The sequence below is a fragment of the Burkholderia sp. Bp9143 genome (assembly GCF_003853645.1).
GTDB lineage: Bacteria > Pseudomonadota > Gammaproteobacteria > Burkholderiales > Burkholderiaceae > Burkholderia.
Window position 1 is genome coordinate 109,877 of record NZ_QTPO01000001.1, and the last position, 26,946, is coordinate 136,822.

28 protein-coding genes and 1 pseudogene are annotated in these 26,946 nt (G+C 65.2%); 15 read left to right on the forward strand and 14 right to left on the reverse strand.

Annotation, left to right across the window (positions count from 1 at the left end; translation table 11 throughout):
• Positions 1 to 410 precede the first annotated feature (410 nt).
• The gene (locus DIE23_RS00565; RefSeq protein ID WP_124610315.1) at positions 411 to 2,165 is read left to right on the forward strand and encodes an ABC transporter permease subunit; all 1,755 of its coding nucleotides are present in this window, start codon (positions 411 to 413) and stop codon (positions 2,163 to 2,165) included.
• An 11-nt stretch (positions 2,166 to 2,176) separates the two neighbouring features.
• Positions 2,177 to 3,523 carry an AAA-associated domain-containing protein gene (locus DIE23_RS00570; protein ID WP_124610316.1) on the forward strand — a complete coding sequence of 449 codons (1,347 nt, stop codon included), beginning with the start codon at positions 2,177 to 2,179 and terminating at the stop codon, positions 3,521 to 3,523.
• Between the two features lie 27 nt (positions 3,524 to 3,550).
• On the opposite strand, the gene DIE23_RS00575 is transcribed toward DIE23_RS00570, so the two are convergent.
• A complete protein-coding gene (locus DIE23_RS00575; RefSeq protein ID WP_124610317.1) occupies positions 3,551 to 4,429 on the reverse strand; it encodes a MurR/RpiR family transcriptional regulator in 879 nt (292 codons plus the stop codon).
• A 369-nt stretch (positions 4,430 to 4,798) separates the two neighbouring features.
• On the opposite strand from DIE23_RS00575, the gene ggt reads away from it, so the two are divergent.
• Together ggt and DIE23_RS00585 are read left to right on the forward strand one after the other, a co-directional pair.
• Positions 4,799 to 6,550, forward strand: coding sequence for a gamma-glutamyltransferase (gene ggt, locus DIE23_RS00580; protein ID WP_124610318.1), 1,752 nt, complete (start codon positions 4,799 to 4,801; stop codon positions 6,548 to 6,550).
• Between the two features lie 232 nt (positions 6,551 to 6,782).
• Positions 6,783 to 8,111: a dicarboxylate/amino acid:cation symporter gene (locus tag DIE23_RS00585; RefSeq protein ID WP_124610319.1), complete on the forward strand. Its 1,329-nt coding sequence runs from the start codon at positions 6,783 to 6,785 to the stop codon at positions 8,109 to 8,111.
• On the opposite strand, the gene DIE23_RS00590 is transcribed toward DIE23_RS00585, so the two are convergent.
• On the reverse strand, positions 8,108 to 8,497 hold the full coding sequence (locus DIE23_RS00590; RefSeq protein ID WP_124610320.1) for a DUF3331 domain-containing protein: 390 nt from the start codon (positions 8,495 to 8,497) through the stop codon (positions 8,108 to 8,110). The two genes, DIE23_RS00585 and DIE23_RS00590, sit on opposite strands and share 4 nt — an antisense overlap.
• Positions 8,498 to 8,541: 44 nt before the next feature.
• The gene (locus tag DIE23_RS00595; RefSeq protein WP_124610321.1) at positions 8,542 to 9,834 is read right to left on the reverse strand and encodes an NAD(P)/FAD-dependent oxidoreductase; all 1,293 of its coding nucleotides are present in this window, start codon (positions 9,832 to 9,834) and stop codon (positions 8,542 to 8,544) included.
• Positions 9,835 to 9,982: 148 nt separating this feature from the next.
• Here DIE23_RS00595 and DIE23_RS00600 point away from each other — a divergent pair, with 148 nt between their 5' ends.
• Positions 9,983 to 10,636, forward strand: coding sequence for a TetR/AcrR family transcriptional regulator (locus DIE23_RS00600; protein ID WP_124610322.1), 654 nt, complete (start codon positions 9,983 to 9,985; stop codon positions 10,634 to 10,636).
• 205 nt (positions 10,637 to 10,841) lie between these two features.
• Here the strand turns inward: DIE23_RS00600 and soxR are convergent, their stop codons facing one another.
• Complete coding sequence (soxR, locus tag DIE23_RS00605; protein WP_011659121.1) at positions 10,842 to 11,318, reverse strand: redox-sensitive transcriptional activator SoxR; 477 nt, start codon at positions 11,316 to 11,318, stop codon at positions 10,842 to 10,844.
• Positions 11,319 to 11,397: 79 nt separating this feature from the next.
• Between soxR and DIE23_RS00610 the strand changes: the two are divergent.
• Positions 11,398 to 11,538: pseudogene (locus DIE23_RS00610) on the forward strand (efflux transporter periplasmic adaptor subunit); the annotation flags it as partial.
• 269 nt (positions 11,539 to 11,807) lie between these two features.
• On the forward strand, positions 11,808 to 13,325 hold the full coding sequence (locus DIE23_RS00620) for a cytosine permease (protein WP_124610324.1): 1,518 nt from the start codon (positions 11,808 to 11,810) through the stop codon (positions 13,323 to 13,325).
• 31 nt (positions 13,326 to 13,356) lie between these two features.
• Here the strand turns inward: DIE23_RS00620 and DIE23_RS00625 are convergent, their stop codons facing one another.
• Positions 13,357 to 14,112, reverse strand: a complete 756-nt coding sequence (locus DIE23_RS00625) for a glucose 1-dehydrogenase (RefSeq protein WP_124610325.1) — start codon at positions 14,110 to 14,112, stop codon at positions 13,357 to 13,359.
• A gap of 282 nt (positions 14,113 to 14,394) precedes the next feature.
• Between DIE23_RS00625 and DIE23_RS39940 the strand changes: the two genes are divergently transcribed.
• Positions 14,395 to 14,727, forward strand: coding sequence for a hypothetical protein (locus DIE23_RS39940; RefSeq protein ID WP_260435907.1), 333 nt, complete (start codon positions 14,395 to 14,397; stop codon positions 14,725 to 14,727).
• Positions 14,728 to 14,737: 10 nt separating this feature from the next.
• Positions 14,738 to 15,349 (forward strand): cysteine hydrolase family protein, encoded by a 612-nt coding sequence (locus tag DIE23_RS00635; RefSeq protein ID WP_124610326.1) that lies wholly within the window; start codon positions 14,738 to 14,740, stop codon positions 15,347 to 15,349.
• Positions 15,350 to 15,540: 191 nt separating this feature from the next.
• Here DIE23_RS00635 and DIE23_RS39945 read toward each other — a convergent pair whose 3' ends face one another.
• From DIE23_RS39945 to DIE23_RS00650, 3 genes are all read right to left on the reverse strand, one after another.
• A complete protein-coding gene (locus tag DIE23_RS39945; RefSeq protein ID WP_260435908.1) occupies positions 15,541 to 15,699 on the reverse strand; it encodes a hypothetical protein in 159 nt (52 codons plus the stop codon).
• 13 nt (positions 15,700 to 15,712) lie between these two features.
• A complete protein-coding gene (locus tag DIE23_RS39950; RefSeq protein ID WP_260435909.1) occupies positions 15,713 to 15,901 on the reverse strand; it encodes a hypothetical protein in 189 nt (62 codons plus the stop codon).
• 202 nt (positions 15,902 to 16,103) lie between these two features.
• Entirely contained in the window at positions 16,104 to 16,580 is a 477-nt protein-coding gene (locus DIE23_RS00650; RefSeq protein WP_124610327.1) for a nuclear transport factor 2 family protein, read from the reverse strand.
• A 260-nt stretch (positions 16,581 to 16,840) separates the two neighbouring features.
• Here DIE23_RS00650 and DIE23_RS00655 point away from each other — a divergent pair, with 260 nt between their 5' ends.
• A complete protein-coding gene (locus DIE23_RS00655) occupies positions 16,841 to 17,236 on the forward strand; it encodes a helix-turn-helix domain-containing protein (protein WP_124610328.1) in 396 nt (131 codons plus the stop codon).
• 215 nt (positions 17,237 to 17,451) lie between these two features.
• Here the strand turns inward: DIE23_RS00655 and DIE23_RS00660 are convergent, their stop codons facing one another.
• Positions 17,452 to 17,826, reverse strand: a complete 375-nt coding sequence (locus DIE23_RS00660; protein ID WP_124610329.1) for a YXWGXW repeat-containing protein — start codon at positions 17,824 to 17,826, stop codon at positions 17,452 to 17,454.
• Positions 17,827 to 18,436: 610 nt separating this feature from the next.
• Here DIE23_RS00660 and DIE23_RS00670 point away from each other — a divergent pair.
• Positions 18,437 to 19,543: a porin gene (locus DIE23_RS00670; protein ID WP_124610331.1), complete on the forward strand. Its 1,107-nt coding sequence runs from the start codon at positions 18,437 to 18,439 to the stop codon at positions 19,541 to 19,543.
• Positions 19,544 to 19,734: 191 nt separating this feature from the next.
• Here DIE23_RS00670 and DIE23_RS00675 read toward each other — a convergent pair whose 3' ends face one another.
• Positions 19,735 to 20,133: a GreA/GreB family elongation factor gene (locus DIE23_RS00675; protein WP_124610332.1), complete on the reverse strand. Its 399-nt coding sequence runs from the start codon at positions 20,131 to 20,133 to the stop codon at positions 19,735 to 19,737.
• A gap of 513 nt (positions 20,134 to 20,646) precedes the next feature.
• On the opposite strand from DIE23_RS00675, the gene DIE23_RS00680 reads away from it, so the two are divergent.
• Positions 20,647 to 20,976: a DUF4148 domain-containing protein gene (locus DIE23_RS00680; protein ID WP_124610333.1), complete on the forward strand. Its 330-nt coding sequence runs from the start codon at positions 20,647 to 20,649 to the stop codon at positions 20,974 to 20,976.
• 153 nt (positions 20,977 to 21,129) lie between these two features.
• Here DIE23_RS00680 and DIE23_RS00685 read toward each other — a convergent pair whose 3' ends face one another.
• Entirely contained in the window at positions 21,130 to 21,591 is a 462-nt protein-coding gene (locus DIE23_RS00685; RefSeq protein WP_124610334.1) for a CBS domain-containing protein, read from the reverse strand.
• A gap of 177 nt (positions 21,592 to 21,768) precedes the next feature.
• Here DIE23_RS00685 and ribA point away from each other — a divergent pair, with 177 nt between their 5' ends.
• Both ribA and DIE23_RS00695 read left to right on the forward strand, forming a co-directional pair.
• Complete coding sequence (gene ribA / locus DIE23_RS00690; protein WP_044846712.1) at positions 21,769 to 22,419, forward strand: GTP cyclohydrolase II; 651 nt, start codon at positions 21,769 to 21,771, stop codon at positions 22,417 to 22,419.
• A 191-nt stretch (positions 22,420 to 22,610) separates the two neighbouring features.
• Entirely contained in the window at positions 22,611 to 23,015 is a 405-nt protein-coding gene (locus DIE23_RS00695) for a hypothetical protein (protein ID WP_260435910.1), read from the forward strand.
• Positions 23,016 to 23,375: 360 nt separating this feature from the next.
• On the opposite strand, the gene DIE23_RS00700 is transcribed toward DIE23_RS00695, so the two are convergent.
• Both DIE23_RS00700 and DIE23_RS00705 read right to left on the reverse strand, forming a co-directional pair.
• On the reverse strand, positions 23,376 to 24,476 hold the full coding sequence (locus tag DIE23_RS00700) for a YncE family protein (protein ID WP_124610335.1): 1,101 nt from the start codon (positions 24,474 to 24,476) through the stop codon (positions 23,376 to 23,378).
• A 97-nt stretch (positions 24,477 to 24,573) separates the two neighbouring features.
• Entirely contained in the window at positions 24,574 to 25,104 is a 531-nt protein-coding gene (locus tag DIE23_RS00705; protein ID WP_124610336.1) for a hypothetical protein, read from the reverse strand.
• Between the two features lie 216 nt (positions 25,105 to 25,320).
• Between DIE23_RS00705 and DIE23_RS00710 the strand changes: the two genes are divergently transcribed.
• On the forward strand, positions 25,321 to 25,740 hold the full coding sequence (locus DIE23_RS00710; protein WP_124610337.1) for a hypothetical protein: 420 nt from the start codon (positions 25,321 to 25,323) through the stop codon (positions 25,738 to 25,740).
• On the opposite strand, the gene DIE23_RS00715 is transcribed toward DIE23_RS00710, so the two are convergent.
• Positions 25,677 to 26,777 carry a PstS family phosphate ABC transporter substrate-binding protein gene (locus DIE23_RS00715; RefSeq protein ID WP_124610338.1) on the reverse strand — a complete coding sequence of 367 codons (1,101 nt, stop codon included), beginning with the start codon at positions 26,775 to 26,777 and terminating at the stop codon, positions 25,677 to 25,679. The genes DIE23_RS00710 and DIE23_RS00715 overlap by 64 nt on opposite strands.
• Positions 26,778 to 26,946: the final 169 nt, after the last annotated feature.

Consider the following 26,946-nt stretch of genomic DNA (forward strand, 5'->3'; position numbering starts at 1 on the left):
GCCGGATCGTCCTGGAGTAAGCCGGCACCTTCGCATGCCATACCGATGCGGCGACGGATTTATTCCCTCGTATTACGAGACCGGACGCGGTCGCTCGCGGCTTGCGCGACGCTGACGGATCGCTGACGGATGGCCTGTCAATGTCCTGTAAGTGACACGTCACATTTGCGTCATGCCCGCCCGATAGCCTGCGACACCGAATCACCTCTCCGGAGCCCCTCATGCCGAGTCTCGCGGCAACGGAAACCAGCGGCGCGGCCGATCATCGTACGCGCACCATCAGCCTCGCGCTGCCTTGTCCGGCTGCCGGCGATCGCACGCCCGACGCCCGGGAACCTGTTCCGAGCCGCACTCGCTGACGCGGCGATCGGCCGCCCCCATCGATTTTCAATTCGACCAAGACGCTACCGATGGATATCAGTTTCTTCGATCCGAATCGCACCGCCAACGCGTCCGCGTGGCGTGTGCTCCCCAACCGCTGGGACGCGGTCGCGTTTCCGCTGATCATCGGCATGCTCGCGATGGCGATCGTCGGTTTCCACCAGACGATGGCACCGATCGCGACCCTGCAGACGCAGAAGATCTCGCTCGATCCGTCGAACCTGCCCGAATACGCATTGCGTACGACGCTGCGGATGCTCGCCGCGATGGTCGCGTCGCTCGTGTTCACGCTGGTCTACGGCACGCTCGCCGCGAAAAGCCGCCGCGCCGGCATGGTGCTGATACCGATCCTCGACATCCTGCAGTCGGTGCCGGTGCTCGGCTATATCTCGTTTACGGTCACGTTCTTCCTCGCGCTGTTCCCGGGCCGCGTGCTCGGCGCCGAGCTCGCGGCGATCTTCGCGATCTTCACGAGCCAGGCGTGGAACATGACGTTCAGCTTCTACCAGTCGCTGCGCACGGTGCCGCGCGACCTGGGCGAGGTGTCGCGCGGTTTTCACCTGACATCGTGGCAGCGTTTCTGGAAGCTCGAGGTGCCGTTCTCGATGCCGGGGCTGATCTGGAACATGATGATGTCGATGTCGGGCGGCTGGTTCTTCGTCGTCGCGTCGGAGGCCATCACCGTCGGCAACCAGACGATCACGCTGCCGGGCATCGGCGCGTATCTCGCGCAGGCAATCTCGGACAAGAATCTCGGCGCGGTGGGGTGGGTGATCGTCGCGATGTCGGTCGTGATCCTCGCGTACGACCAGTTCCTGTTCCGCCCGCTCGTCGCATGGGCCGACAAGTTCCGGATGGAGAACACCGCATCGGGCGATGCGCCGCAATCCTGGCTGCTCGACATGCTGCGCCGCACGCACCTGATCCATCAGCTGCTCGTGCCGGCAGGCTGGCTGCTGTCGCAGGCCGCGCGGATTCCGTTGCGCGTGCCGTCGTTCAAGGGTGTCGGCGCACGCGTCGCGTCGAACGGTCGCTCGTCGCGCGTCGGCGACATCGTGTGGGGCGCGTTCGTGATCCTGCTGACCCTGTACGTCGTGTGGCGCGTCGTCAGCTTCGTCGCGACCGGCGTGACGATGGGCGAGGTCGGCCACGTGATCCTGCTCGGGCTCATCACGCTGCTGCGCGTGCTGGTGCTGATCGCGATCGCGTCGGTGGTCTGGGTGCCGCTCGGCGTGCTGATCGGGCTGCGCCCCGCGCTCGCCGAGAAGATCCAGCCGCTCGCGCAGTTCCTTGCCGCGTTCCCGGCGAACCTGCTGTTCCCGGTGTTCGTGATCGTGATCGTCCACTTCCACCTGAACGCGGACATCTGGCTGTCGCCGCTGATCGTGCTCGGCACGCAGTGGTACATCCTGTTCAACGTGATCGCAGGCGCGATGTCCTATCCGAACGACTACAAGGAAGCGACGAAGAATTTCCGCATTCGCGGCTGGCAGTGGTGGCGCCAGGCGATCCTGCCCGGCATCTTCCCGTACTACGTGACCGGTGCGATCACCGCATCGGGCGGCGCGTGGAACGCGAGCATCGTGTCCGAGTTCGTGCAGTGGGGCGACACGAAGGTCGTCGCGCACGGCCTGGGCTCGTACATCGCGCAGACCACCGCGGCCGGCGATTTCCCGAAGATCATCCTGGGCATCGCCGTGATGTCCCTGTTCGTTACGTTGTTCAACCGTCTGCTGTGGCGTCCGATGTACGCCTATGCGGAATCCCGGCTCCGTCTGGATTGAGAGTAAGCGCGATGCAAAATTCGACCGTTATCAACGCCCCCGCCCAGACGTCCCAGCCGCTCCAGCCGCCGCGTCTCGGCGAGGAAATCCTGCGTGTCGATCACGTCTGCCGCGGCTTCAACAAGACGCAGGGCGAACTGCTCGTGCTCGACGATGCGAACCTGTCGCTGCGCGAGGGCGAAATCGTCGGGTTGCTCGGCCGCTCCGGTTCGGGCAAGTCCACGCTGCTGCGGATCATTGCCGGGTTGATCGAGCCGACCGGCGGTGACGTGACCTATCTCGGCGAGCCGCTGCGCGGCCCGGCCGAAGGCGTCGCGATGGTGTTCCAGACCTTCGCGCTGTTCCCGTGGCTGACCGTGCTGCAGAACGTGGAAGCCGGGCTGGAGGCGCTCGGCGTCGGCGCACGCGAGCGGCGCGAACGCGCGCTCGCCGCGATCGACCTGATCGGTCTCGACGGCTTCGAGAACGCGTATCCGCGCGAGCTGTCGGGCGGCATGCGTCAGCGCGTGGGCTTCGCGCGCGCGCTCGTCGTCGACCCGACGATCCTGCTGATGGACGAGCCGTTTTCCGCGCTCGACGTGCTGACGGCCGAAACGCTGCGTACCGACCTGCTCGACCTGTGGACGCAAGGCCGCATGCCGATCAAGTCGGTGCTGATCGTCACGCACAACATCGAGGAAGCGGTGTTCATGTGTGACCGCATTCTCGTGCTGTCGTCGAACCCGGGCCGCGTGATCGCCGAGATCAAGGTGCCGTTCAAGCATCCGCGCAACCGGCTGGATCCGGATTTCCGCAAGCTCGTCGACGACATCTACGCGAAGATGACCGCGCGCCAGACCAACGAGGCGACGAAGAAGGGGCTGGAACTCGGCAGCTGGATGCCGCGCGTGTCGACCAACCTGATGGCCGGCCTGATCGAGACGCTCGCGATGGCGCCGTACCACGGCCGCGCGGACATGCCGGAAATCGCGCGCACGCTGCATCTGGAAGTGGACGAACTGTTCCCGATCGCCGAAGTGCTGCAGTACCTCGGCTTCGCGGACGTGCGGGAAGGCGACGTGTTCCTGATGCCGCCGGCGCGCGTGTTCGCGGAGTTCGGCACGCAGGAGCGCAAGCTGATGTTCGCGGATCACCTGCTGAAGCACGTGCCGCTCGCGGCGCGGATCAGGAAGGTGCTGAACGAGCGCCCGGGCCATCGCGCGCCGCGGGTGCGCTTCGAGCAGGAGCTCGAGGATTTCCTGTCGGACGAGGCGGCTGAGGAAACGCTCGACGCGGTGATCGACTGGGGGCGTTACGGCGAAGTGTTTTCGTACAACGACAAGACGGAAGTGTTCAGTCTCGAGGATGTGGAGAGCTGACGCCCGCGCCCGAATGACGTCCGACCGTCACTCCGGCAAATCCCGCTGATTCGTATCCCACTCGATCCCGCCCGTACTGAGCCGCTCGATCTTCTCCATCCGCTGCCGCGCCAGCTCGGGAAGTCGGTTCGTCACACCGATCACCAGCGCCTCGGCGAGCGCGAGCGCGGGCACGTTGGTCTGCAGCATCGCGAACGGGCGCCCCTGGATCCGCAGCACGATCTCGGCGAACGCGCTGATCGGCGAGCGCCATTCGTCGGTGATCAGCAGCACGCGCACGCCGAGCAGGTGCGCGGCCTGCGCGAACCGGACACTGTCCTTCTGATAGCGGCGGAAATCGAAAATGACGAGCACGTCGCCGGGCCCCATGTCCGTCAGCGAGACCGACGCGAGATTCACGTTCGGCTCGACGTAGTGCACATGCGGGCGCGCATACGCGAGCGTGAACGAAAACAGCGACGCGAGCGGCGCGGTGTAACGCCCGCCGCCGCAGAACACGCGAATATCGGGATCGGCCAGCAGCGTCACCGCCTCGTCGAACGCCGCCGCATCGAGTCCCTCGATCGTGGTGGCGAGCGCTTGCGAGAGCCGCTGGAAGATCGCCGCATGGCTGTCGCGCATGCCGGATTCCGAGTGGAACGCATCCATCCGTGCGAGCGGCGAATTCATCGCGGTGTCGATCTCGTCGTGCAGCGCCTGCTGGAACGACGAGTAGTTCGGAAAGCCGATCCGCACGACGAAGCGAAACACGGTCGGGTCGCTGACTTCGGCTTGCTTCGCGAAGCTCGCGATCGGCCCGAGCCCGAGGCTCGGATAGCGATCCAGCAGCGCGTGCGCGACCTTCTGTTCCGACGGCGTGAAGCTATCCATCTGCGATAGCAGCAACGCCCTGATGCTTGTCCCCATCGGGCACTCCGGCTTGCTCGTATTCAAATGACAAACGGCAGACACACGTGTCTGCCGGCGACTCCATCCATGTTAGCCGATCGACGCGCCGCGGGCCGTGTGCGGCTGCAGATTAGAGGGACGCATCGCACTGAGCATCGATCATTCATATGTGTAATAAAACAAACATAACACACGGCCGACCGGCGCGTAATTCTGCGCATAATTTCAGTGATAACCCTAGGTTTTGAGATGAAAATGCCGATGCTATGATCGCGGCCTCGCCGGAATGTATTGTTCATTACATGCCGGATCAACAGCGTCGGCTCACCCTCGGGACGGGCCGCGCATCCCGGCATGCGCCCGGTTATTCGTCTGGAGGATTCCGTCATGAGGCGGCTCGTAGTACTCACCCTGTTGTCGGCCATGAGCGCAGGTGCGCTCGCCGCTTCGGAACCCGCGGTGGAAGCAAAGAACGGCATGGTCGTGTCGTCGCAGCACTTCGCGTCGCAGATCGGCGTCGACATCCTGAAGGAAGGCGGCAACGCGGTGGACGCCGCCGTGGCGGTCGGCTACGCGCAAGCGGTGACCAATCCGTGCTGCGGCAACATCGGCGGCGGCGGCTTCATGACCGTGCACCTGGCCGACGGCCGCGACCGCTTCATCAACTTCCGCGAGACGGCGCCGGCCGCGGCTTCGGCGAACATGTATCTCGATGCGAAGGGCAACGTCATTCCGGACGACAGCCTGTACGGCTATCGCGCGGTCGGCGTGCCGGGCACGGTCGCGGGTCTCGACCTCGCGCAGCGCAAGTACGGCAAGCTGACGCGCCGGCAGGTGATGGCGCCGGCGATTCGGCTCGCGCGCGACGGCTTCGTGCTGACGCGCGGCGATACGGACATCCTCGACACGACGATCGACCGCTTCAAGAAGGACCCGGAAGCCGCGCGCATCTTCCTGCGCCCGGACGGCACGCCGCTGCAGCCGGGCGACCGCCTGGTGCAGAAGGACCTGGCGCGCACGCTCGAGCGCATCGCGGAGCAGGGCCCCGACGCGTTCTATCACGGCGAGATTCCGAAGATCGTCGAAGCGGCCGCGAAGCGCGGCGGCGGGCTGATCACGGCGGCCGATTTCTCATCGTATCGCGCGCAGGACATCGCGCCGCTGACCTGTACGTATCGCGGCTACGAGTTCGTGTCGGCGCCGCCGCCGAGCTCGGGCGGCGTGACGATGTGCGAGACGCTGAACGTCCTCGAAGGGTATGACCTGCGCAAGTTCGGCTACCAGTCGGCTTCGGTGGTCCACTACATGACCGAGGCGATGCGCCACGCGTACGAGGATCGCAACACGCTGCTGGGCGACCCCAACTTCATCGACAATCCGGTCGCGAAGCTGACGAGCAAGCAATATGCAGCCGAGATCCGCAAGCAGATCAGCGGCGAGACGGCGACGGCGTCGGTCGACGTGCAGCCGGGCGTCGGCGTGCACGAGAAGCCGGAGACGACCCACTACTCGATCATCGACCGCGACGGCAACGCGGTGTCGACCACGTACACGGTCAACGGCCGCTTCGGCGCCGTGGTGATCGCGCCGGGCACGGGCTTCTTCCTGAATGACGAGATGGACGACTTCACGGTCAAGGTCGGCGCGCAGAACCTGTTCGGCCTCGTGCAGGGCACGCGCAACTCGATCGCGCCGGGCAAGCGTCCGCTGTCGTCGATGGCGCCGACGATCGTGAAGAAGGACGGCAAGGTGTTCATGGTGGTCGGCTCGCCGGGCGGCTCGCGCATCATCACGATCACGCTGCAGACCGTGCTGAACGTGATCGACTACGGGATGACGCCGCAGGATGCGGTCGGTGCGCCGCGCGTCCACCATCAATGGCTGCCGGACGAGGTCTATTACGAGACCCGCGGCCTGTCGCCCGATACGGTCGCGATCCTGCGCAACATGGGCTACAAGATGACCGAGCAGACGCCGTGGGGCGCCGCCGAGCTGATCATGGTCGGCCTGCCCGGCACCGAGGCGGTGAGCCACCAGAGTTCCGGCAACGACTCGTCGGTGTCCGGCAACGTGCGCGTCGGCTACATCTACGGCGTCAACGATCCGCGCCGCCCGGCCGGTTCGGCGATCGGGTACTGACCGGGTCGGATCTGATTGGATCGCATCACGCTGAACGGCTGTCCCGGCGTTCGCCATCGCGCGAGCGCCGGGGCCGCGACAGCGACAGCGCGTCCGTTCGCGGACTTTCGAAGTATCGAGCGTGGCGGCTGCCCGGAATGCAGGGCATGACCGGCCCGCAACGCGCGCCGTGGCACGGCACCGGCGCGCGCATTTCCTTCTTTCATTCCTGCACCGTGCGTCGAGTTCCGTTATGAACAAACGAATGTCTGCGGCAGTCTGGATCCTGCTTGCGATGGCGGCCGGCATCTTCATCGGCTACATGATCTACACGCAGTTTCCGGACAAGCAATCGGCGACCGAGATCGCCGGCTATATCTCCCTGGTGTCCGACGTGTTCCTGCGGCTGATCAAGATGGTGATCGGCCCGCTGGTGTTCTCCACGCTCGTCGTCGGCATCGCGCACATGGGCGACGCATCGTCGGTGGGGCGCGTGTTCGTGAAGGCGTTCGGCTGGTTCGTCACCGCGTCGCTGATCTCGCTGCTGCTCGGGCTGCTGATGGCAAACCTGCTGCGCCCCGGCGAGAACCTCGGCCTGCCGCTGCCGGACATCGGCGCATCCGCGCATCTCGCGACGTCCAAGTTCACGCTGAAGGATTTCGTCAGCCACATGGTGCCGAAGTCGATCGCCGAGGCGATGGCGAACAACGAGATCCTGCAGATCGTCGTGTTCTCGATGTTCTTCGGCGTCGCGCTGTCGGCGCTCGGCGAGCGCGGCAAGATCCTCGTGGCCGCGATCGACCAGCTCGCGCACGTGATGCTGAAGATCACCGGCTACGTGATGAAGCTCGCGCCGCTCGCGGTGCTGGCGGCGATGGCGTCGACCGTCGCGATCAACGGGCTGTCGATCCTGCTGAAGTTCGCGGTGTTCATGGGCGACTTCTACGTCAGCCTGTTCCTGCTGTGGAGCACGCTCGTGATCGCCGGCCTGCTGTTCCTCGGCCGTCGCGTGTTCAAGCTGCTCGCGCTGATCAAGGAAGCGTTCATGCTGTCGTTCGCGACCGCGAGTTCCGAAGCCGCGTATCCGAAGATCCTCGACGCGCTCGACCGGTTCGGCGTGCGCCGCAAGATCTCGAGCTTCGTGATGCCGATGGGCTATTCGTTCAACCTCGACGGCTCGATGATGTACTGCACGTTCGCGTCGCTGTTCATCGCGCAGGCGTACAACATCCACCTGTCGCTCGGCACGCAGATCACGATGTTGCTGGTCCTGATGCTGACGTCGAAGGGGATGGCCGGCGTGCCGCGCGCATCGCTCGTCGTGATCGCGGCGACGCTGCACCAGTTCGATATCCCGGAAGCGGGGCTGTTGCTGATTCTCGGCGTCGACACGTTCCTCGACATGGGGCGCTCGGCCACCAATGCGGTCGGCAACTCGATCGCCAGCGCCGTGGTCGCGAAGTGGGAGGGCGAGCTGATGTCGGAGTCCGAAGCGAAGGCGCATGCCGCGCATCTCGACGCGGAACTGGAACGGCAGAACGGCGATCCGGCCTATGGCGCCGGTCGGGCGACGACCGTTTAAACGGCACACGCCTCGTCGATACACGCCGCCAGCACCATCGCGGCGGCGTTGCCCGGCGCCGAGCCGAGCAATTGCGGTGCATAGACGCTGTCGCCGGCCGCGATCGGCCGCCCCGACAGCGCACAGACGCCGCGCTTGCGCGTCGTGAACTGCCGCCACTTCTGGTAACCGTAGTGGCCGGTGCACGCGTCGCACCACGAAATCATCACGGTGTCGGCCGTGGGCCGCTCGAGCACGCTGATCGTCGGGTGGCTTGTCGCGTCCCACGACGGCAGGCGATCGCGCGAGATGCTGCGCCGTCGCGGGGCGGCCCATGAGACGGACGGCATGTCGAAGCTGCCGATCGCGGCGACGGTCCTGAGCCAGGCTACTGCACTGTTGCTCATCCTTGTTTTCCTCGAAACGTTACGCGATGCCGCGACCCGCGGCCTCACGACAGGCGGATGCGCGGCTGCACGCAGCCGTTGATCCGTTCGGCGATCCACTGCAGCGTCGCCTTGGAGAATCCGTGCAGCGCCTGCTGGTGCCGCCGGTACAGCATCAGGTGGCTGAATTGCGCGAAACGGCCCTGGATGAAGCCGCCGCGGAAGAACCCGAATTGCCCGAGCGTGCCGAACGCGTCGTAGTCGCTGATCGACACGAGCGCGCCGAAATCGTGGAACGCGAACGGCGGCAGCGGCTTGCCGTCGAGCCATGCGGGGAGGTGCTTCGCGAGATGCTCGGCCTGCTGGGTCGCCACCTGCGCGGTGGGCGGCAGCGGCCGTTCATGGCCGTCGGGCTGCAGGCTCGCGCAATCGCCGATCGCGAACACGTGCTCGTCGGTCGTGGCCTGCAACGTGGACTCGACCAGGATCTGGTTCGCGCGGTTCGTGTCGAGCCCGCCCAGCGCCTGCATGAAATCGGGCGCCTTCACGCCGGCCGCCCACACCATCAGATCCGCTTCGGCGAACGAACCGTCGCCGTAGTGGAAACCGTTCGCATCGGCCGCCGTCACGCGCGTCGACGTCAGCACGTGAAAGCCGATCTGCTCGAGCCGCCGCTGCGCCGACGCTGAAATCTTCGGCGGAAACGCGGCGAGGATGCGCGGGCCGCTCTCGAGCAGCGTGAGCTGCAGCCGCTCGCGCACCGTCGCATCCCCATAGGCCTGCGCTACTTCCAGCAGCCGGCTCAATTCCGCCGCCAGCTCCACGCCCGTTGCGCCCGCACCGACGATCGCGACGCGAAACGGCTCGTCGCGCGCGATGCTGCGGAACACGCGCATCCGCAGCGCTTCGTTGAAGGTTTCGGCTTGCTGCTGGCTGTCGATGAAGTAGCAGTGCTCGCGCACGCCCGGCACGCCGAAATCGTTGGCCTGGCTGCCGAGCGCGAGGATCAGCACGTCGTATTCGAGTTCGCGCGCGTCGATCACAAGTTCGCCGTCCTGCGAGCGGATCTCGCCCAGCTGCACGCGGCGGCGCGCGCGATCGAGCCCCTTCAGTTCGCCGGGCTGGTACGTATAGCCGTGATCGCGCGCATGGGCGAGGAAGATCACCTGCTGTTGCTGCACGTCGCGCGTGCCGGCCGCGATCGTGTGCAGCATCGGCTTCCAGACATGGGTCGGGCTGCGGTCGACGACGGTGACCTGGGCGCGCCCGGTGCGGCCGAGACGCTCGCCGAGGCGGGTCGCGAGCTGCAATCCGGCGATGCCGCCGCCGACGATCACGATGCGAGTAGGGGTTGTCATGGATAAATCATCACGTGATGAATAAGGTATGATCCTAGCGCTTCCCGGCTTCGCGTGTCAACGAAGCGGGGCAGGCGGCCCGGTTTTGGCGATGTGGAACCGGGGCCCGAACACGGGCGTTCGATTCATTCAACGGGAGCAGAAAAACGTGGCTGAAGTCACTGAGCGCGCGCCATCGAAACGGCGTACGCGCGGGCGGCCGCTGGCGGAGGCGTCCGTCGGTCCGGACGTGATATTGCGGGCCGCGCGCCGCACGTTCGCGAAGCGCGGCTACGATGCGACGAGCGTGCGCGAGGTCGCGCGCGAACTGGGCGTCGACGCCGCGCTGATCGCCCATCATTTCGGCACGAAGGAGGCGTTGTGGCTGGCCGTCGTCGAGCAGATCGTCGACCTCGCCAAGCCGCTGTTCGATGCGTTGCGCGCGTTGCGCACGTCGTCATTGCCGCATCGCGAGCGCGTGCGGCGCGCGATCGAGCTGTGCGTCGATCACGAATTCGAGGAGCCGGACGTCGGCATGTTCTTCTCGACGGCGGCGACCGAGGAGGGCGGGCGGCTCGACTGCCTGCAGCAGCGGATCGTGCGCCCGTATCACGACGCGATGTTTCCGCTGCTGGCCGACGCGGTCGAGGCCGGCGAGATCCGCCCGGTCGATCCGAACGTGCTGTTCTTCATGATCGCGAGCGCGGTCGGCACGACGGTGTCGTACAGCCACCTGATGCTGGAATTCACGTCGCTGCCCACGCGGCAGGATGCGTTCCGGCAGGCCGTGCTCGACGTCGCGCTCAACATCCTGCGCGTCTGAGCGCCGCGCGCGGCGCGAAGTCGGCCTGCGCGCAGGCGTGATTGACCTGTCTCCATGCAGTGCCCGGTGATGCCAAGGTTACCAACCGTCAGCATTCGGGCAAACCGGCTACCTCACCGGCACGGCGATCGCGGTGAGCGGCGGCTGGCGGGGCGGGTGAGGCGGGAAAGCGGCGCGGCGTCGAGCGTCGCGCCGGCCGCACGCGTCAGTCGAGGTCGGGCGGCGTATCGCCGAGCCAGCGCCGCGCACCGGGCCCGTTGCGGCCCGCGCGGTCCTCGGGATTGGTCAGCTTGCAGCGCTTCAGCGACAGGCAGCCGCAGCCGATGCATTCGTCGAGGTTGATGTAGAGCCGCTGCAGTTCCTCGATCCGGTTCGCGACGCGCTGCTTCCAGCCGCGCGACAGCCGCTGCCAGTCCTTGTTGGTCGGCGCGGTGTCTTCCGGCAGGCTCACGAGCTGTTCGGCGATCTCGTCGAGCGAGTAGCCGATCTTCTGCGCGAACACGATGAACGCGATCAGCCGCAGCACCGCGCGCGAATAGTGGCGATGGCTCGAGCCGTTGCGGTGCGACTTGATGAGCCCGCGCGTCTCGTAGAAGCGCAGCGTCGATGCCGGCACGCCACTGCGCGCGGCCACTTCGCGGATCGACATCAGCGGCCATTGCGGGGTTTCGTCGATACCCATGACGCCCTCCGGGAAAGCTTGACTTGAAGTTAACTTCAACTTTTATGCTGCGCGGCAGTTTAACCCGTCGCGAGGCATCATGCTCTCCTTATCCCTACGCAGGACATCGCCTTTGGGCGCGGCCTGTGCACTGCTGCTGGCGTTGTCGGGCTGTCACGACGGCAAAGGCGAATCGTCGGCCCAACCTCTTCCCGAAGTCGGCGTGACGACCGTCGCGCCGCTCGCGCAGTCGGGGCAGTAGGACGCGGCTCGCGCGCCGGCGGCAGCCCGGCGCATCGGTCGTCGCACCTTGCATCGCCCGCGCCGCCAGCATGGTGCGGCAACCGGCCGATGCGCCGCCGCGAAACATTGTTCTCCTTCGTCGTAAACGTCTCGAATGCGTGATATTTGCGCCGCCCGATCCGGTTTAGAGTGGCCGCGAATTGATGGCGATGTGTCGTATGGCCGCGGTCGCGGGCCGTAACGACGCACCAGAGGAGCTGGAGACAAATGGCTGAAGGCAGGATTACGCAAGTCGAATCGTTCGGTTTCGAGCGCATTCCCGATGCATCGCGCTATGCGCGTCCGATCGATCTGTTCCGGTTGCTGTTCGGCGGCTGCAATACGTTTTCCACGTCGGTGCTCGGCAGTTTTCCCGTGCTGGTCGGGCTGTCGTTCAAGGCCGGCGTGTGCGCGATCGTGCTCGGCGTGCTCGCCGGCACCTGCATCCTCGCGCCGATGAGCCTGTTCGGCCCGCGCAACGGCACGAGTGATCCTGTGTCGTCCGGCGCGCATTTCGGCATTCACGGCCGGATCGTCGGGTCGTTCCTCGCGCTGCTCACGTCGATCGCGTTCTTCTCGCTCGCGGTGTGGAGCTCGGGCGATGCGCTCGTCGGCGGCGCGCACGACATGGTCGGCGTGCCGGTCAACGGTTTCACGCTCGGCGCCGCGTACCTGGTGTTCGCGGTGCTCGTGCTGATCGTCTGCATCTACGGCTTCCGCTTCATGCTGTGGGTCAACAAGATCGCCGTGTGGGCGGCGAGCCTGCTGTTCGTCGCGGGCCTGTTCGCGTTCGCGGGGATGTTCGACATGAACTACGCGGGCACGCTGAACCCGGGCAGTGCAGGCTTCTGGGCCGCGTTCGTCGGCGCGGTGCTGGTCGCGTTGAGCAACCCGGTGTCGTTCGCGTCGACGCTCGGCGACTGGGCGCGCTACATTCCGCAGCAGACGCCGAAGCGGCGCGTGATGGGCGCCGTGTTCGCCGCGCAGTTCGCGACCTTCGTGCCGTTCTTCTTCGGTCTCGCGACCGCGACGATCATCGCGTCGAAGGCGCCCGCGTTCATCGCGTCGAACGACTACGTTGGTGGGCTGCTCGCCGTATCGCCGCGCTGGTTCCTGCCGCCGATGTGCCTGATCGCGATCATCGGCGGGATGTCGACCGGCACGACCGCGCTGTACGGCACGGGCCTCGACGTGTCGAGCATGTTTCCGCGCTTCCTGAACCGCGTGCGCGCGACGCTGCTGATCGGCACGATCGCGATCGCGTTCATCTTCGTCGGCCGTTTCTGGTTCAACCTGGTCGAAAGCGTCGCGACGTTCTCGACGCTGATCGACACGTTCAGCTGCCCGTGGATGGCGATCATGGTGATCGGCTACGTGACGCGCCGCGGCTTCTATCTCGCGGACGACCTGCAGGTGTTCAACCGCGGACTGCGCGGCGGTCACTACTGGTTCACGCATGGCTGGAACCTGCGCGCGATGGGCGCATGGCTGCCGGCGGCCTTCGTCGGACTGTCGTTCGTGAACCTGCCGGGCCAGTTCGTCGGGCCGCTCGGCAATCTCGCGGGCGGGCTCGATCTCAGCGTGCCGGTGTCGCTGGTGGTCGGTGGGCTGCTGTATTTCGTGTTGCTGACGATGTATCCGGAAGCAGAAGGCGTGTACGGCCCGCGCGGGCGCTTCCTCGTGCGCGGCGGCGGGCAGGCGGCGCGCGGTGTCGGCGCCCCGGCGATTCAGCCGAAGGGGTATTGAGCACCGCATTGCATGTCGACTGCGGTGCGGATCAGTGGAATGTGCTGCCCGCGAGCATCCCGCCGTCGACGATGAATTCCGAACCCGTGCAATACGCGGATTCGTCGGACGCGAGGAACAGCACGAGGCTCGCCACTTCGTCGGGCTTGCCGATGCGCGCGATCGGCAGTCCGCCATAGATCGACGAAGGGTCGAAATCGGCGTATTCCGGCGGGCGTGCCATCGCGGTGTCGATGCCACCAGGGTGGACCGAGTTCACGCGGATGCCGTAGCGGCCGAACTCGAGTGCGGCGGCCTTCGTCATCCCGCGCACCGCGAACTTGCTCGACACATAGGCGCTGCCGCCGGCCACGCCTTCCATTCCGGCCGTCGACGACACGTTGACGATCGAGCCGCCACCCGCATCCTTCAGCGCGGCCAGTGCCGATTTCATGCCGAGCCAGCAGCCGACCTGGTTGACGTCGATCACCTTGCGATAGTCGTCGAGCGAACACGATTCGATCGGCACGAGCTTCAGGATCGCCGCGTTGTTCACGAGGATGTCCAGCCGACCGAAATGCGCGAGCGTCGCATGGACGGCGGTATGCCAGTCGTCTTCGTTCGTCACGTCGAGATGCTGGTAGCGCGCGGCGTCGCCGAGTTCCGCCGCGATGCATTGGCCCGCGTCGTCCAGCACGTCGGCGATCACCACGCGTGCGCCTTCGGCGACGAACCGGCGTGCCTCCGCCTCGCCCTGGCCGCGGGCACCGCCCGTGATCAACGCCACCTTGCCTTCGAGTCGTTTCATCGTGTTTGCTCCTGTGAGAGAAGGGGGACGCGCGCGGGCCCGCTCATGCAGGGGCCGACACGTCGGTGTCGTTCATGGTGTCTCCGTAGCGGGGCGCCGCGCGATGAGTGACGGCCATGATGGCAACAAAGCCGGTACTTCGTGCCATCCAAACGGACGAGTTGCGTGGTCTGGATTGCGCGGGCGTCATACGGCGCCGCGACGAAGCGCACACGAGGTGAAGACCGGAAAGCGGGGAGGAGCAGGGAGAGGCGTTCCACGCGTTTTCCGGCGTTCGGCACCTTGAGCGTCAGCCTGCATACGGTCGCGGCGATCGTGTCGGACCGGATTGGCCGGCCGCCCGTGCTGATCGTCGGCACGCTGTCGCTGCTGACGGTCACGTACCCGCTGTTCTCGTGGCTGGCCGCCGCGCTGTCGTGGACGGTTGCGTGCAGGTTGGCCCGATCCTGTCGGACATTGTCTTGCGGGACGCTGTCGCGCGGGGGCGTGCGGCCCGACACTGGCGCCTCGCGGTCACGGCAGGCCAGCCCACGGCGGCAACCTGCCGCGGGGCCGCGTGCGGCGGCGCCGGCCTTGCCGGACCGTCGTTCCGTTCGATGTGCCAACCTGGAGTAGAGAGCGACCCATGCAACATCCGACCATCCGTACCCTGGCCGGCGCGAGCGTGCCGACGTCGATCGATGCCGCTCGCACCGCGCTGCTGGTGATCGATTTCCAGAACGAATATTTCAGCGGCCGCCTGCCGATTCCGGACGGGCCGCGTGCGCTGGGCAACGCGCAGCGCGTGATCGCGTTCGCCGATCGCGCGGGCATCCCGGTGTTCCACATCCAGCACGTGGGCGCGGCCGACGGCCTGCTGTTCGCCGACGGCAGCGACGGCTTCCGCTTTCATGCGGACCTGCAGCCCGCGCCGCATCACGCGGTCGTGAAGAAGACCTCGGTGAGCGTGTTCCCGACGACGGACATCGACGCGCGTCTGAAGGCGGCCGGCATCGACACGCTGATCGTCACCGGGCTGATGACGCATGCGTGCGTCGCCGGCGCGGCCCGCGATGCGGTGCCGCTCGGCTATGCGGTGATCATCGTCGACGACGCATGCGCGACGCGTGATCTCGACGTCGCGGACGGCGGCACGATGCCGCACCACGACCTCCATCGTGCGACGCTGGCCGCGCTGTCGGACACGTTCGGCGACGTGCTGACGACCGAGCAGGTGCTCGCGTTCGACGTCGCCTGACGTACGCGCGGCCCGCGCTCAGGCCGCGCTCAAGTGCTCGATCGGCCCAGCCCGACGCCGCGTAGACGACTTCGCCGCGGAAGCACGTCACGATCACGCGCATTTGCGCGAACGTGCCGATCGGGTGCTCGAACGGATTGCGGTCGAGGATCGCGAGACTCGGCATCCTTGCCCGCCTCCAGCGAGCCTGTTCAGTCGTCGAAGCACAGCGCATACGCGGTGTTCATCGTATACGCCTCGAGCATCGTGAGCGGGTCGCGGCGTTCGTGCGGATTCCACGGCGGGCTGGCGGGCGGATCGATCAGCCGGTGCGTGACGCCGGTCTGGATGATCTGCGTCGGGTCCATCATGCTCACCGACCAGTCAACCCGCCGCGAGCATCGCGCCCGCGTTGCGCAGGCTGCGGAACGGATAATTGCGCGCGGTGCGCTCGGGGCCGAGCAGGTCGCGGTAGAGCGGTTGCTGTTCTTCGCGCGCGGCGGTCCACAGGGTCTGTACGGTCACGATCGCGCCGAGCGTCGTCGTGTCGATGTCCTCGTTGCACGAGAGCACGAGCTGCGAATCGGTGACGCGTTCGATAGGCGGGAGCAGCGTGTCTTTGCGCCAGTCGCCCAGCGTATACCGATCGAGTGCGTGACGGGTGCCGCCGGGATCGTCTCCGCCGCGAAGAACATCATGTCGACGCTGTCGACTGCTTGCGTGCCCGTGCCGTGTCGCGAGGTGTTGGCCGCGCATCGGTGCGCGGGCCGCCCGATCAGAACATCGTGTTCGCGTTCGCGGCTTGTTCGGGCACCGGCTGGATCACGTCCCAGTGCTCGACGATCTTGCCGTCCTTCACGCGGAAGATGTCGACCACCGCTTCGCCGCGGTCGCCCGGACGCTCGGTCGCATGCACGTGCAGATAGACGAGGTCGCCGTCGGTCGCGCTGCGGACGATCCGCGCGCGCGATTGAGGGTGCTTCTGGAACGCGCCGACGAAGTACGACACGAACGGCTTCTTGCCGTCGGGCACGTGCGGGTTGTGCTGCTTGTAGTCGTCCGCGACGACGGCGGCCGCCTCGACCGCTTCGTGCTTGTTGAAGAAGCGGTCGTAGAACGTCAGCACGAGCTGGCGGTTGGCTTCCTCGGCGGCCAGATCGCGCGTGGCCGGGCCGGCGGCCAGCGCGGCCGTCGACGCGGCTAGCAGGACGAACGCGGCAACGGCGCGGACGGGGGAGCGGAGCGGTGACATGTGCCAGGTTCCTTGTCTGGGGATTCGTGAACGGACGCGCGGTGCGTGGTGTGCGTCCGTGGATGACGCCGATCGTCGTCGGCGGCAGGCGACGGGGTGCCGGCGATGCGCGTCCGCATGCTTCGTAGAACTGGAAAATCCGCGCGGCCATCGAGTCGATCGAATGGTACAGTTGCCGCGAACCTGTCACAAGAAGTCACTGCGGTGTGAACAGGTCACACCGCGGTGACCATGCGTTGCCCGTGAAAGAGAATCCCGTCATGCCATTTCCGTCCGCCGACGAATCCGTCGAACTCGATCAGCCGTGCCCGATCCGCGATGTGCTCGACCGCATGGGCGACCAATGGAGCCTGCTCGTGATCGAGGCGCTGTCCGGCGGCACGATGCGTTTCAACGAACTCGCCCGTGCGATCGGCGACGTGTCGAAGCAGATGCTGTCTCGCACGCTCAAGCGGCTCGAGCAGGACGGATTCGTCAGCCGCACGCTGTATGCCGAGGTGCCGCCGCGCGTCGAATATGCGTTGACGGACCTCGGGCGTTCTTTCCTGACGCCGATGCACGCGATGATCCGCTGGGCCGACGAACATCATCGTGCGATTTGCGCCGCCCGTCGTCGCGCGCGCGAGCGGGAGCGCAGCGGGCGTTCAACGGAGTAGGTCGTGCCGTCGCGTGGCAACCGGCGACGGAATGCGTGTGTTGCGGCGGCATCGGGTGATTGCGTTATCCGAACGTTTTCATGGCGTTGCTTGCGTATGCGGAGTTGCGAAGGGCGCGACGTACGGGGGGCGATTGGCGTTTGAATGGTGCGGCCCGTCTTTTTGCGGCGGGTGGAGCGGGGCCGCCCGCCGTATGCGGCCCCGCGCCGGACGACTTATCGCCAGGTGCCGTCGACATAGACCCACACCTGCCCTTGGCGCCGCCAGTAGCCGGGCACCCACCGACGCCCGGGGCGGCGGGCGACCCAGCGTCCGGACACCCATATATAGTGGCCGCGCTGCCAGCGCCAGTAGCCGTCGGTCCAGACATAGCCGTGCGGCCGCGGCGGCGGTGGCCGGCGATCATGCCGCGGTGCCGGCGGCGCGTAGCCCGGGCGGTCGGAATAAGGCGGCCTGCCGGGCCCCGGAGGCGGTCCGGGCGGCCGGTACCCGGGCGGCACGGGCTGGGCCGAGGCGGTGCGTAGCCCGCCGCCGGTGGCGGCGAGGGCGGCGGACAGTCCGATGGCGCGCAACAACGAGCGTCGATTCATGGCGGGTCCTCTAATATGTAATCGGGGTTGCCTTACATTAGCCCGCCGGTTCGGTGGCCGGGTTACGCGGTCCGTTAAGGCTGTTACCACGTGTCACTACGACCCGGCGATAGCCGGGGCGTCGCCGCCGGTCTCCCGTTGGGGCAGGCGCCGACGGCGAATGGGGGCGGCTCCGGCCGCGCGGCCGTGTGTTTACGGATCGACCGCCGCGTTTTAGGTGGCCAAGCCCAATATTTGAGATTGTTTTGGGTAAAAATTACCGTTTTCGTGTGGTTCCATCGATTCCGCTTGTTGTTTCTATGCAACCGTCAAGCCGATGACACGAAAGAATGGTGCGATGAATGCCTCCAAAAAGGCTTCGTCAAGAGGTCAAAAAAGGACGTTAAAACAAATACTTATAACGCGTCCCCACTTTCATTATTTCTAGTTCTGGAAAAGCTTATTTCTTTATTTGCAGATCGCGCCCCTAGGGTACACCCCTAAACTCACGGTTCCCAAACGGGCAACTATCCGGGCGCGGCCAGAAGGACCGATGGCGTTCCCGGGCGGTTGCAGACCGTTTATGAACAAGGTCGCGAGACCTGCCTCTTTTTAGAAGGGAGCTCCACGAATGAACAAGACTCTGATCGTTGCAGCAGCTGCAGCATCGTTCGCTACCGTCGCTCACGCGCAAAGCAGCGTCACGCTGTACGGCGTGCTGGACGCAGGCATCACCTACCAAAGCAACGTCCAGAACGCAGCCGGCCAAGGCAAGTCGCTGTGGTCGATGGGTTCGGGCATTGACCAGAGCCGCTTCGGCCTGCGTGGTTCGGAAGACCTCGGTGGCGGCCTGAAGGCGATCTTCACGTTGGAAAGCGGCTTCAACATCGGCAACGGCAAGTTCGCGAACAACAACGGCATGTTCAACCGCCAGGCTTTCGTCGGCCTGTCGAGCCAGTACGGCACGGTTACGCTGGGTAAGCAGTACGACTCCGTCCAGGACTACCTGGCACCGCTGACCGCAACGGGCTCGTGGGGCGGTACCTACTTCGCTCACCCGTTCAACAACGACAACCTGAGCACGAACGGCGGCTACTCGGCTAACAACACGATCAAGTTCGCAAGCGCGAACTACGCTGGCCTGCAATTCGGCGGCACGTACTCGTTCTCGAACAGCACGAACTTCGGCAACAACCGTGCTTACAGCGGCGGCGTGTCGTACCAGTACCAAGGCCTGAAGCTGGGTGCAGCTTACTCGCAAGCGAACAACCCGAACAACAACAGCACGGGCGCAGTTGACTCGTCGTCGGCTCTGTTCAACGGCCAAGGCCGCCTGCGCACGTACGGCGCGGCTGCTGCATACGCATTCGGCCCGGCGCAAGTTGGCGCAGCATGGACGCAATCGCGTATCGACAACCAAGCTAACGGCGCGGCTACGTTCCACGCTGACAACTACGAAGTCAACGCGAAGTACAACCTGACGCCGGCTCTGGGCCTGGGCGCAGCGTACACGTACACGAACGCGAAGGTTGCTGGCGAAAGCACGCACTGGAACCAGTTCGGCCTGCAAGCTGACTACTCGCTGTCGAAGCGCACCGACGTCTACGCACAAGCTGTGTACCAGCGCGCTGCGAAGAACGGCGTTGGCGCATCGATCTACAACGGCGATGTCAACACGCTGCCGAGCTCGTCGATCAACCAAACCGCAGCAACGGTTGGTCTGCGTCACCGCTTCTAAGCGTGACGGCTGGGTAACCAGCTTCGCAGTATCGAAAAAGGCGCCTTCGGGCGCCTTTTTTTACGCCCGTCGAATGCAGCGACGAAGACTGCGACGGAGGCACGTATCGTCCGGACGCAAAAAAGCGAGGCCCTGGGCCTCGCTTTCTTATTTGGTGTGGCCGACAGGTGCGCTGCCGGCCGGCAGCGGCGTCAGCGCGTGTATTCGCCGTTGGCTTCCGGCTGGAACACGATCGCCGCGACCTTCATCAGTTTTTCGACGCCGCTCGGCTGCAGCACCTTCACCAACTGACCGCGCTGCGTGCCCAGCAGCGCCATGCCGACCGGCGAGAAGACGTTCAGGCGTCCGAGTTCGAGATTGGCGGCATCCGGATAAACAATCGTCCAGGTGGCCTGCTCCTGGGTCGCTTCGTCGAGCAGCGTGATCTGCGAGTTCATCGTCACGACGTTTGCCTTGATGGCGTCGGGCTGCACGATGTCCGCGCGTTCGAGCAGCGCGTCGAGCATTGTCTGGAAGCGCGGGTTGTGTTCGGCGTGCTTCTCGAGGCGAGCGACGTCGAGTTCGGTCAACTGGTAAAGGCGTTGTTTCATGGCAGTTCTCCAAATGATCGGCATGGGGCAGGCGGGGCGTGCCTATGGGGATCGCCCGGAGCCTGTCTGACCTGGCTCCGGGAGGAGGCCGTGCCGTCAGATCAGGCGCCGGGCAGGGGCGAGCGGCGCCTGGGCCGTGCGTCGAACGCAGGGGTGCGCCGGATGGCCGGCGCGCGCGCGCACGCCGGCTGGGCCGGACGGCGAAACCAAGAGGGGCGTGGGCGCTTGCATGGTGAATGGGATATTGACTGACGGATATAACCTTACGATTCTACAACACAACCTTCCGGATCGGTGATTCGGCTGTCGGCTGTTCGTCAGGCATTGTTGTGGAAATGATTTAAGTGATCGCGATCTCTTGGGACGACGGTGGTCGATTTTTTCCAAAAATGCAACGCTGTATGTTCAAACCAAGGGTTTTCCCTTGGTATTGCGAGCACTACACTTGATCCATCGCTTCAGACAGTCACGCCGGGAGCGACGTCAAAAGAGAACATATTTCGGAGGTCCATCATGAAGTCGATCATCTACGCAGCGATCGCTGCATCCGTTCTTGCCGCCCCGATCGCATCGTTCGCACAGTCCGAGCAGGGCTTGACCCGCGACCAGGTCCGGGCCGAACTCGTGCAACTCGAACAGAACGGCTACAAGCCGCTCGCGAGCGATCCGCAATATCCGCAGAACATCCAGGCCGCGGAACAACGGATCCAGCCGAACCAGCCGATGCTCGCTCAAGCCGATACGAGCGGCTATGGTGCGGTGGCGACGGGCGCAGGCCAGTCGGGCCGCCGCATGACGCGTGAAGCCCCGAATCCCGTGAACGCCGTCTACTTCGGCAACTGAATATCCCCGGGTCTGCCCGAGCACAGCATGTGACCGACGGGACGCGCGCCACTTGTGCGCGTCTGCGTCAGCAGAGCAGAACCTCCGTCGCCGCATTCCGGCGGCTTTCCCGCCCAGACGCTCGCGCGTTTGGGCCTTTTTTGCTGGGACGGGTCAGGCGGACGTGACCGCCGGGGTGCCATGGATATAGTGTTCGAGCTGGCTGATCGTGAATTGCTGGTCGGCAATCACGCTTTTCACGAGGTCACCGATCGAGATCAGGCCGATCAGCTTGCCGTCCTGGAGGACGGGCAGGTGGCGCATCCGGTGCTCGGTCATCAGCGCCATGCACTCGTCGGTGGATTGCGATGGTTCGACGTAGCGCACCTTGGCCGTCATGATTTCCTCGACGCGGGTGGCTTTCGACGAACGGTCCTGCAGTACGACCTTGCGCGCGTAGTCGCGCTCGGTGACGATGCCCGCGATGTCGTCGCCGTCCATGACCAGCAATGCGCCGACTCCCTTCTCCGCCATCAGCTTGATGGCGTCGTAGACGAAATCGGCTTTCGTGACGGTGTAGATCGTGCGGCCGGAATCCGGCTTGGCTTTGAGAATTTGCGCGACAGTCGTGCTCATTTGCTTTCTCCGTGTGCAGGTCGATGCAGGGAAGGCAGGGCGTGATGCGCGGCACCCGATGGGCCCAGTATAGCCGGGCCTGCTGCGGCAGTCGCGTGACGTTTCCAGATTAGCGGTAAACTCCGGTCACGCACTATCCACACAATTCCTACATTCCTGATCGTTTCGATTGAATTCATGATGTCTTCGCGTCCCCAATCGCCCACGCAGGGCAATGGCCAGGCCGACGAGTGCGTGACGCTCGTCGCCACCGCGTCGCTACCCACGCGCTACGGTACGTTCACGTCGTACGCTTTCCGCGTATCGGGCAGCGATGCCGAACATCTCGCGCTCGTGATGGGTGACGTCACCGGCGAGCAGTCCGTGCTCACGCGGCTGCATTCCGAATGCCTGACCGGCGACGTGTTCGGCTCCTTCCGCTGCGATTGCGGCGAGCAGCTCGATCTTGCGCTGCGCTACATCGCAGCGGAAGACCGCGGCGTGCTGCTGTATCTGCGCGGCCACGAAGGGCGCGGCATCGGCCTGAGCAACAAGATCCGCGCGTACGCGCTGCAGGAGCAGGGGCGCGATACCGTCGAGGCGAATCTCGACCTCGGCCTGCCCGACGACGCCCGCGAATACGACTCGGCCGCCGCGATCCTGCGAATCCTCGGTGTGACGTCGGTGCGCCTGATGAGCAACAACCCGAAGAAGTTCGACACGCTCGTGAAGCATGGCATTCCCGTGTGCGAACGCGTGGCGCTCGCGGTGCCCGTGCGCGAGGAAAACGAGCGTTACATCCGAACCAAGCAGGTGAAGTTCGGGCATTACTTCGAAGAGAACGAATAGTCGAAATTTCGGCTTTGTCCGAGGTGGTCTGGATTGATCCGTTGATGTCTTTAAGTCGTTGAATGTTAATGAAAATTCAGAGCTTCTCGTCGCCTCCGGCGTGGCGTCAACGCTTGCCTCTGCTTAGCTAAACTTGCTGCGTCGGCGTAGGTTTCTGTGGCGTTGTACAGAAAACCTACGCCGAGGGAAGAATGCGCTTTGATGCACGCGTCTACAAGTCGCCGGTCGACGGCCGCATGCGACAAGTGAAGCTCGGCGAGTGGCCCGCGATGGCTTTTGCTGCTGCAATCTCCGCTTGGGAAAGGAATCGGGTTGAGCGTGATTCTGGCGCCGAGCTTTCTTCACTGCGTCGAAAGAGAGAAGTGACGACTCTCGGTCCATTACCAACTGCCTACACCGTCAGGGAGCTGTGCAGTGACTACATGGAAGGGCATGTAGAAGTAAATCGGAAGACGAAGGGAGCGGTCGAGGTAGCCCGAATATTCAAGGCGATGCTGGGGCCTATTGCGAACGCTACCGCAGCGACCGTCACGCGCGCCCAGGCGTTCGATTTCCTCGATTCATATAGATCGCGCCGGTTCTTGCCGCGCGCCTAGAATCGCAGCCCGCAAATATGGGTAGAGTCGTGGGTAGGAGACCATCGGCGATTGAGGGAGTCTTACCTGGCGGGTCTGTGAGAGAGGTGGTTGGCGTCGGCTGCCTTCCGCCATTCAAGGCTCCCGGGTATTCCGATGGGTCTCGGTCCGCCGCGGACTCCACGCCCAGGTGCTCGTGCAAGAGCGTGAGCGAATGCCGACCGAGCGTGAACGGTGAGCGTTTGCGGGAGCTGGCTACGGTCGCCAACCGAACAAAAGGGCGATGCGGATTCCTCTCGCATCGCCCTTTCTGACATCCTCCCGGCGTCGTGGCGAAGTGGATACGTCCCGATTCGCCACGACGCGCAACGCGGCCAACTGTTACTTCCCGGCTAGCGTCTTCACGCCGCCCGGCAGCACATCGAAGCGCAGCAACTGCCCGCCTGAACCCGCGTCACCCGGTGAGACTGCCACATAGAGGCGCTTGCGGGCAGCCACCAGGATCGCCGTCTTGGCACCCTTCGCAGTCGGCACGCGCGCGATTTCCTCGTAGTGGTCCGCATCCTTCTGCTGGATCACGCCCAGGTAATCGTCGCCCGCCAGGTAGATGCGACGGTTCACCGCGTCGAAGATCACCTCGTTCGTGCGCTGTGGCGCATCGAACGACGCCAGCGTCTTGCCGTTGGCCGCATCGAGCACCAGCAGCTTGAACGGCTTGCGTGTACCGACGAACAGACGTTGATGCGCCTCGTCATACGCGATCGGCGCGTTCAGCTCCGCACCCTCGATCGGCCAGCGGGCGATCACGTTGCGCGTTGCCTTGTCGACGACGGCCAGCGTGCTCTTGCCGGTCACGTTGACGAACAGGCGGTGGCCGTGCTGCTCGGCCGCCATCGCCTCGGTGAAATCGGTGTCGAACGTCATGTCGCCGACGCGGCGCCCGGTGCGCGGATCGACTTCCGATACGATCGTCTGCTGCATCTTCGGCTCCGCGTTCTTGCCGCCGGTGACGATGTACATGTGGCGGCGCGACGGATCGTAGCGCATCGAATCCGCCCCGATGGTGAGCGGGATCGAGCCCGTGATGCGATAGCTCGCGGCATCGACGATGCGAGTCATCCCGGCGCCGCTGTCGGTGACGATCAACCGGTTCAGGTCGGGCAGGTACAGGATCGCGTGCGGCTGGTCGAAGCCCTTGACCGTACGCAGGTGCTTGCCGGTGGCGAGGTCGAACACTTCAAGCGTGCCGCCGTCCTCGCCGGCGAGGAACAGTCGCCCGCCGGCAATGTCGGCGGCGAAGTGGTCGAAATCGCCCTTGTAGTCCGGCAGCGCGGTGCTGCCGACCAGCCGCAACGGCGCACCGGCCACGCCGGCGGCGTCAGCCGCGGATGTCGCCGCATGGGCGGCCGGCGAGACCGTCGCGCAGAGGGCCGCGGCCGCGAGCATGGTCAGCGACGCGATCGCGGAAATTCGCAAACGCATGTTCAGCCTCCTGAACAGGGATGGATCGGTGAGGGAAGCGTCCGTCCCGCCACGCGGGAAAGGACGCTTCGCAAGCTGACGGCGGACCGCGTGTCGCTCACTTTGCCGGCTCGAACAACGCGCCGTAGGTCGGAATCTGCTTCTCCAGCGCATCGCGCAGCGCCGTCGACGCGAGGAAGAAGGCCTTCTCGCCCTTCGCATTCGCACCGTCGTTCTTGTAGGCGAGCACGATCTCGCCGACGTTCTGGCCGCTCGCGTCGCGCAGCGGCAGCATCATCACGAACTTCTTGACGGTGTCGTTCGGACGGTGCCAGCGTGGGTCGACGATCGTGATGCCCTTCTTCGAAATGTCGATGTCGTCCGGATCGTCGGCATTGCCGATGCGGTCGAGATAGGAGCCCGCGAACATCGTGTAGGCGTCGGTCATGCCCGGCGGAACGCCGTGGAACGTCACGCTGAGCAGCTCGGGATGCTGGCTCATGATCTGTTCGGACAGCTTCTGCGCGAAGATCTTCGTCGTCGGCGGCGTCCAGTTGCGCGGGTGCGGTGCGGGGTCGGCGGCGTACAGCACGGATGCCGACATCACGCCGAGCGTCGCGGCGATCAAGGTCTTGGTCAGGGTCTTCATGTGTCTCCTCTCTTGGCCCGGCGGGCGTTGTCGAAGCAGGTGAAATCGAGTGTAGGGGCGTCACCTTGAACGAGCGTTAACGCGATCTGAATGCAAATTCAGCTTGAGGGAACGGACGGCTTTTGCGGCGCATCCGCTGAAACGGACGACACGGACGAAACACGCGGAGCCGGTCGTGCGTCGGTTCCAGTCGCCGCGCACGCGGAATGAAGCGCCATGAACAGCGACAGCACGCCCGCCGTGCAAAGCACGATGCCGACCCAATCGTGGCGGCCTGTCTTCGTGGACCACGTCATCGAAACCTCGCTGAAGCAGCTTGAATGGAGGGAATCCGGTGCGCCGGCGGCAGGGAGAGGCCATGCGACGATCGGCGCGCATGGCGGAGGACGTTGCGCCGATGGCGGCGTGCGTATCCCGCAGTGGCCGAGCATCGCGCCGCGACGAACCGGGCGAGGTGCTCGCCACGCCGTTTGCCTCGACGCGTCGGATGCGGCAACCGACCCGGCTTCACTACACAAGGACAAGGACGACGCGGGCGGTGCAATCAGCCGATGCCCGCCCGCGTCACGCGATCAATCCGCGCTGTCGAGCTTTGCCAGTTCCTCTTTCACGACCGTCGGCGTCAGCGGGATATAGACGCCTTCCTTCGCGACCACATCCTGTCCCTGGCGGCTCAGCACCAGCTTCAGGAATTCCTTGATCTTCGGTTGAAGCGGCTCGCCCGGTTTCTTGTTGACGAAGATGTACACGTAGCGCGACAGCGGATACTTGTGCGAGTACACGTTCTGCAGCGTCGGCGCGAGGTACGGCCCGCCGTCGCCGGCCGCGAGCGGCACGACCTTCACGTTGGGCGTGACGTTCGCGAGCAGCGCGTAGGTGAGGCCGCCCGGATGCGAGGCCATGTCCTCGGCGGCCACGGTGAACGCGTGCGTGAAGCCCTTGCCCTTGACGAACTGGATGTTGTCCTTGTATTCGCCGCCTTCCAGCAGGTTCAGCTTCAGGAAGTACTCGATGCCGTTGACCGGTTTCAGCCCATAGAGGTGGATCGGCCGGTCGGCCCATTCGCCGCCGAGGCCGAGGTCGCCCCAGGTGTTGATATCGGCGTGGCCGCGATTGCGCGTCTTCGAGTAGATCGCGTCGAGCTGCGCCATCGTCAGGCCCTTGATCGGGTTGTCCTTGTCGACCAGAATCACCGACGTCGCTGTCTTGCCGAGCGAGCCGACACTGCCGGTGGCCACGCGAATCGCGAGGGGCTTGTAGCCGTACTTGTCGACGAACGCCTTTTCCTCGGCGGGCAGCAGTTCACGTCCGACCGGCGCAAGGTCCGCCGTGTTGTTGGTGAGCGCCGGGCCGCCGGCACCGGAAGCCTTCGCTTCCATCGTGACGCTCAGGCGCGGATACGCCTTGCGATACGCCTTGATCCAGCCGAGCGTGATTTCGTCCATCACGTCCGCGCCGACGAGACGCAGTTCCTCCTCCGGCACCGACTGGACCTCGCCCGGGTGCCAGGCCGGAATCGACGGATCGACTTTCAGATGGTGCTCCACCGCCGCGTATTTCAATGCGAATGCGGGCGGCGACGTCAGTGCGCCCAGCATTCCCAGGCCGATCATCGCCGCGGCCGATGCCGCCGCCGTCCTGCGCAACCCGCTGATCTTCTGCGTCTGTTTCATGAGTGTCTCCTGATTGAACCGATTGCCAAGTTGGTTTCGTGAAGTCGCCCTCTGCGAGGCGATGAGATGTGTTGCGTATCCGGCGTGCGCGGATCGGGCCGGCCTGTCGTCGGCGGTGCCGTCGCGCTGCGTGTGCGACGGGGCTTCCGCCTTGTCATGATGGTGGGCC

Bases quoted from the DNA above. Each gene is read 5' to 3' on its own strand.
- DIE23_RS00575 (WP_124610317.1), bottom strand. From the start codon at position 4,429: ATGGGGACAAGCATCAGGGCGTTGCTGCTATCGCAGATGGATAGCTTC.
- DIE23_RS39945 (WP_260435908.1), bottom strand. From the start codon at position 15,699: ATGATGGACCCGACGCAGATCATCCAGACCGGCGTCACGCACCGGCTG.
- DIE23_RS00585 (WP_124610319.1), top strand. From the start codon at position 6,783: ATGAACAAACGAATGTCTGCGGCAGTCTGGATCCTGCTTGCGATGGCG.
- DIE23_RS00670 (WP_124610331.1), top strand. From the start codon at position 18,437: ATGAACAAGACTCTGATCGTTGCAGCAGCTGCAGCATCGTTCGCTACC.
- ggt (WP_124610318.1), top strand. From the start codon at position 4,799: ATGAGGCGGCTCGTAGTACTCACCCTGTTGTCGGCCATGAGCGCAGGT.
- soxR (WP_011659121.1), bottom strand. From the start codon at position 11,318: ATGGGTATCGACGAAACCCCGCAATGGCCGCTGATGTCGATCCGCGAA.
- DIE23_RS00650 (WP_124610327.1), bottom strand. From the start codon at position 16,580: ATGTCACCGCTCCGCTCCCCCGTCCGCGCCGTTGCCGCGTTCGTCCTG.
- DIE23_RS00715 (WP_124610338.1), bottom strand. From the start codon at position 26,777: ATGAAACAGACGCAGAAGATCAGCGGGTTGCGCAGGACGGCGGCGGCA.
- DIE23_RS00620 (WP_124610324.1), top strand. From the start codon at position 11,808: ATGGCTGAAGGCAGGATTACGCAAGTCGAATCGTTCGGTTTCGAGCGC.
- DIE23_RS00595 (WP_124610321.1), bottom strand. From the start codon at position 9,834: ATGACAACCCCTACTCGCATCGTGATCGTCGGCGGCGGCATCGCCGGA.
- DIE23_RS00635 (WP_124610326.1), top strand. From the start codon at position 14,738: ATGCAACATCCGACCATCCGTACCCTGGCCGGCGCGAGCGTGCCGACG.
- DIE23_RS00695 (WP_260435910.1), top strand. From the start codon at position 22,611: ATGCGCTTTGATGCACGCGTCTACAAGTCGCCGGTCGACGGCCGCATG.
- DIE23_RS00700 (WP_124610335.1), bottom strand. From the start codon at position 24,476: ATGCGTTTGCGAATTTCCGCGATCGCGTCGCTGACCATGCTCGCGGCC.
- DIE23_RS00685 (WP_124610334.1), bottom strand. From the start codon at position 21,591: ATGAGCACGACTGTCGCGCAAATTCTCAAAGCCAAGCCGGATTCCGGC.
- DIE23_RS00590 (WP_124610320.1), bottom strand. From the start codon at position 8,497: ATGAGCAACAGTGCAGTAGCCTGGCTCAGGACCGTCGCCGCGATCGGC.
- DIE23_RS00660 (WP_124610329.1), bottom strand. From the start codon at position 17,826: ATGAATCGACGCTCGTTGTTGCGCGCCATCGGACTGTCCGCCGCCCTC.
- DIE23_RS00675 (WP_124610332.1), bottom strand. From the start codon at position 20,133: ATGAAACAACGCCTTTACCAGTTGACCGAACTCGACGTCGCTCGCCTC.
- DIE23_RS00565 (WP_124610315.1), top strand. From the start codon at position 411: ATGGATATCAGTTTCTTCGATCCGAATCGCACCGCCAACGCGTCCGCG.
- DIE23_RS00705 (WP_124610336.1), bottom strand. From the start codon at position 25,104: ATGAAGACCCTGACCAAGACCTTGATCGCCGCGACGCTCGGCGTGATG.
- DIE23_RS00625 (WP_124610325.1), bottom strand. From the start codon at position 14,112: ATGAAACGACTCGAAGGCAAGGTGGCGTTGATCACGGGCGGTGCCCGC.
- DIE23_RS00680 (WP_124610333.1), top strand. From the start codon at position 20,647: ATGAAGTCGATCATCTACGCAGCGATCGCTGCATCCGTTCTTGCCGCC.
- DIE23_RS00710 (WP_124610337.1), top strand. From the start codon at position 25,321: ATGAACAGCGACAGCACGCCCGCCGTGCAAAGCACGATGCCGACCCAA.
- ribA (WP_044846712.1), top strand. From the start codon at position 21,769: ATGATGTCTTCGCGTCCCCAATCGCCCACGCAGGGCAATGGCCAGGCC.
- DIE23_RS00655 (WP_124610328.1), top strand. From the start codon at position 16,841: ATGCCATTTCCGTCCGCCGACGAATCCGTCGAACTCGATCAGCCGTGC.
- DIE23_RS00570 (WP_124610316.1), top strand. From the start codon at position 2,177: ATGCAAAATTCGACCGTTATCAACGCCCCCGCCCAGACGTCCCAGCCG.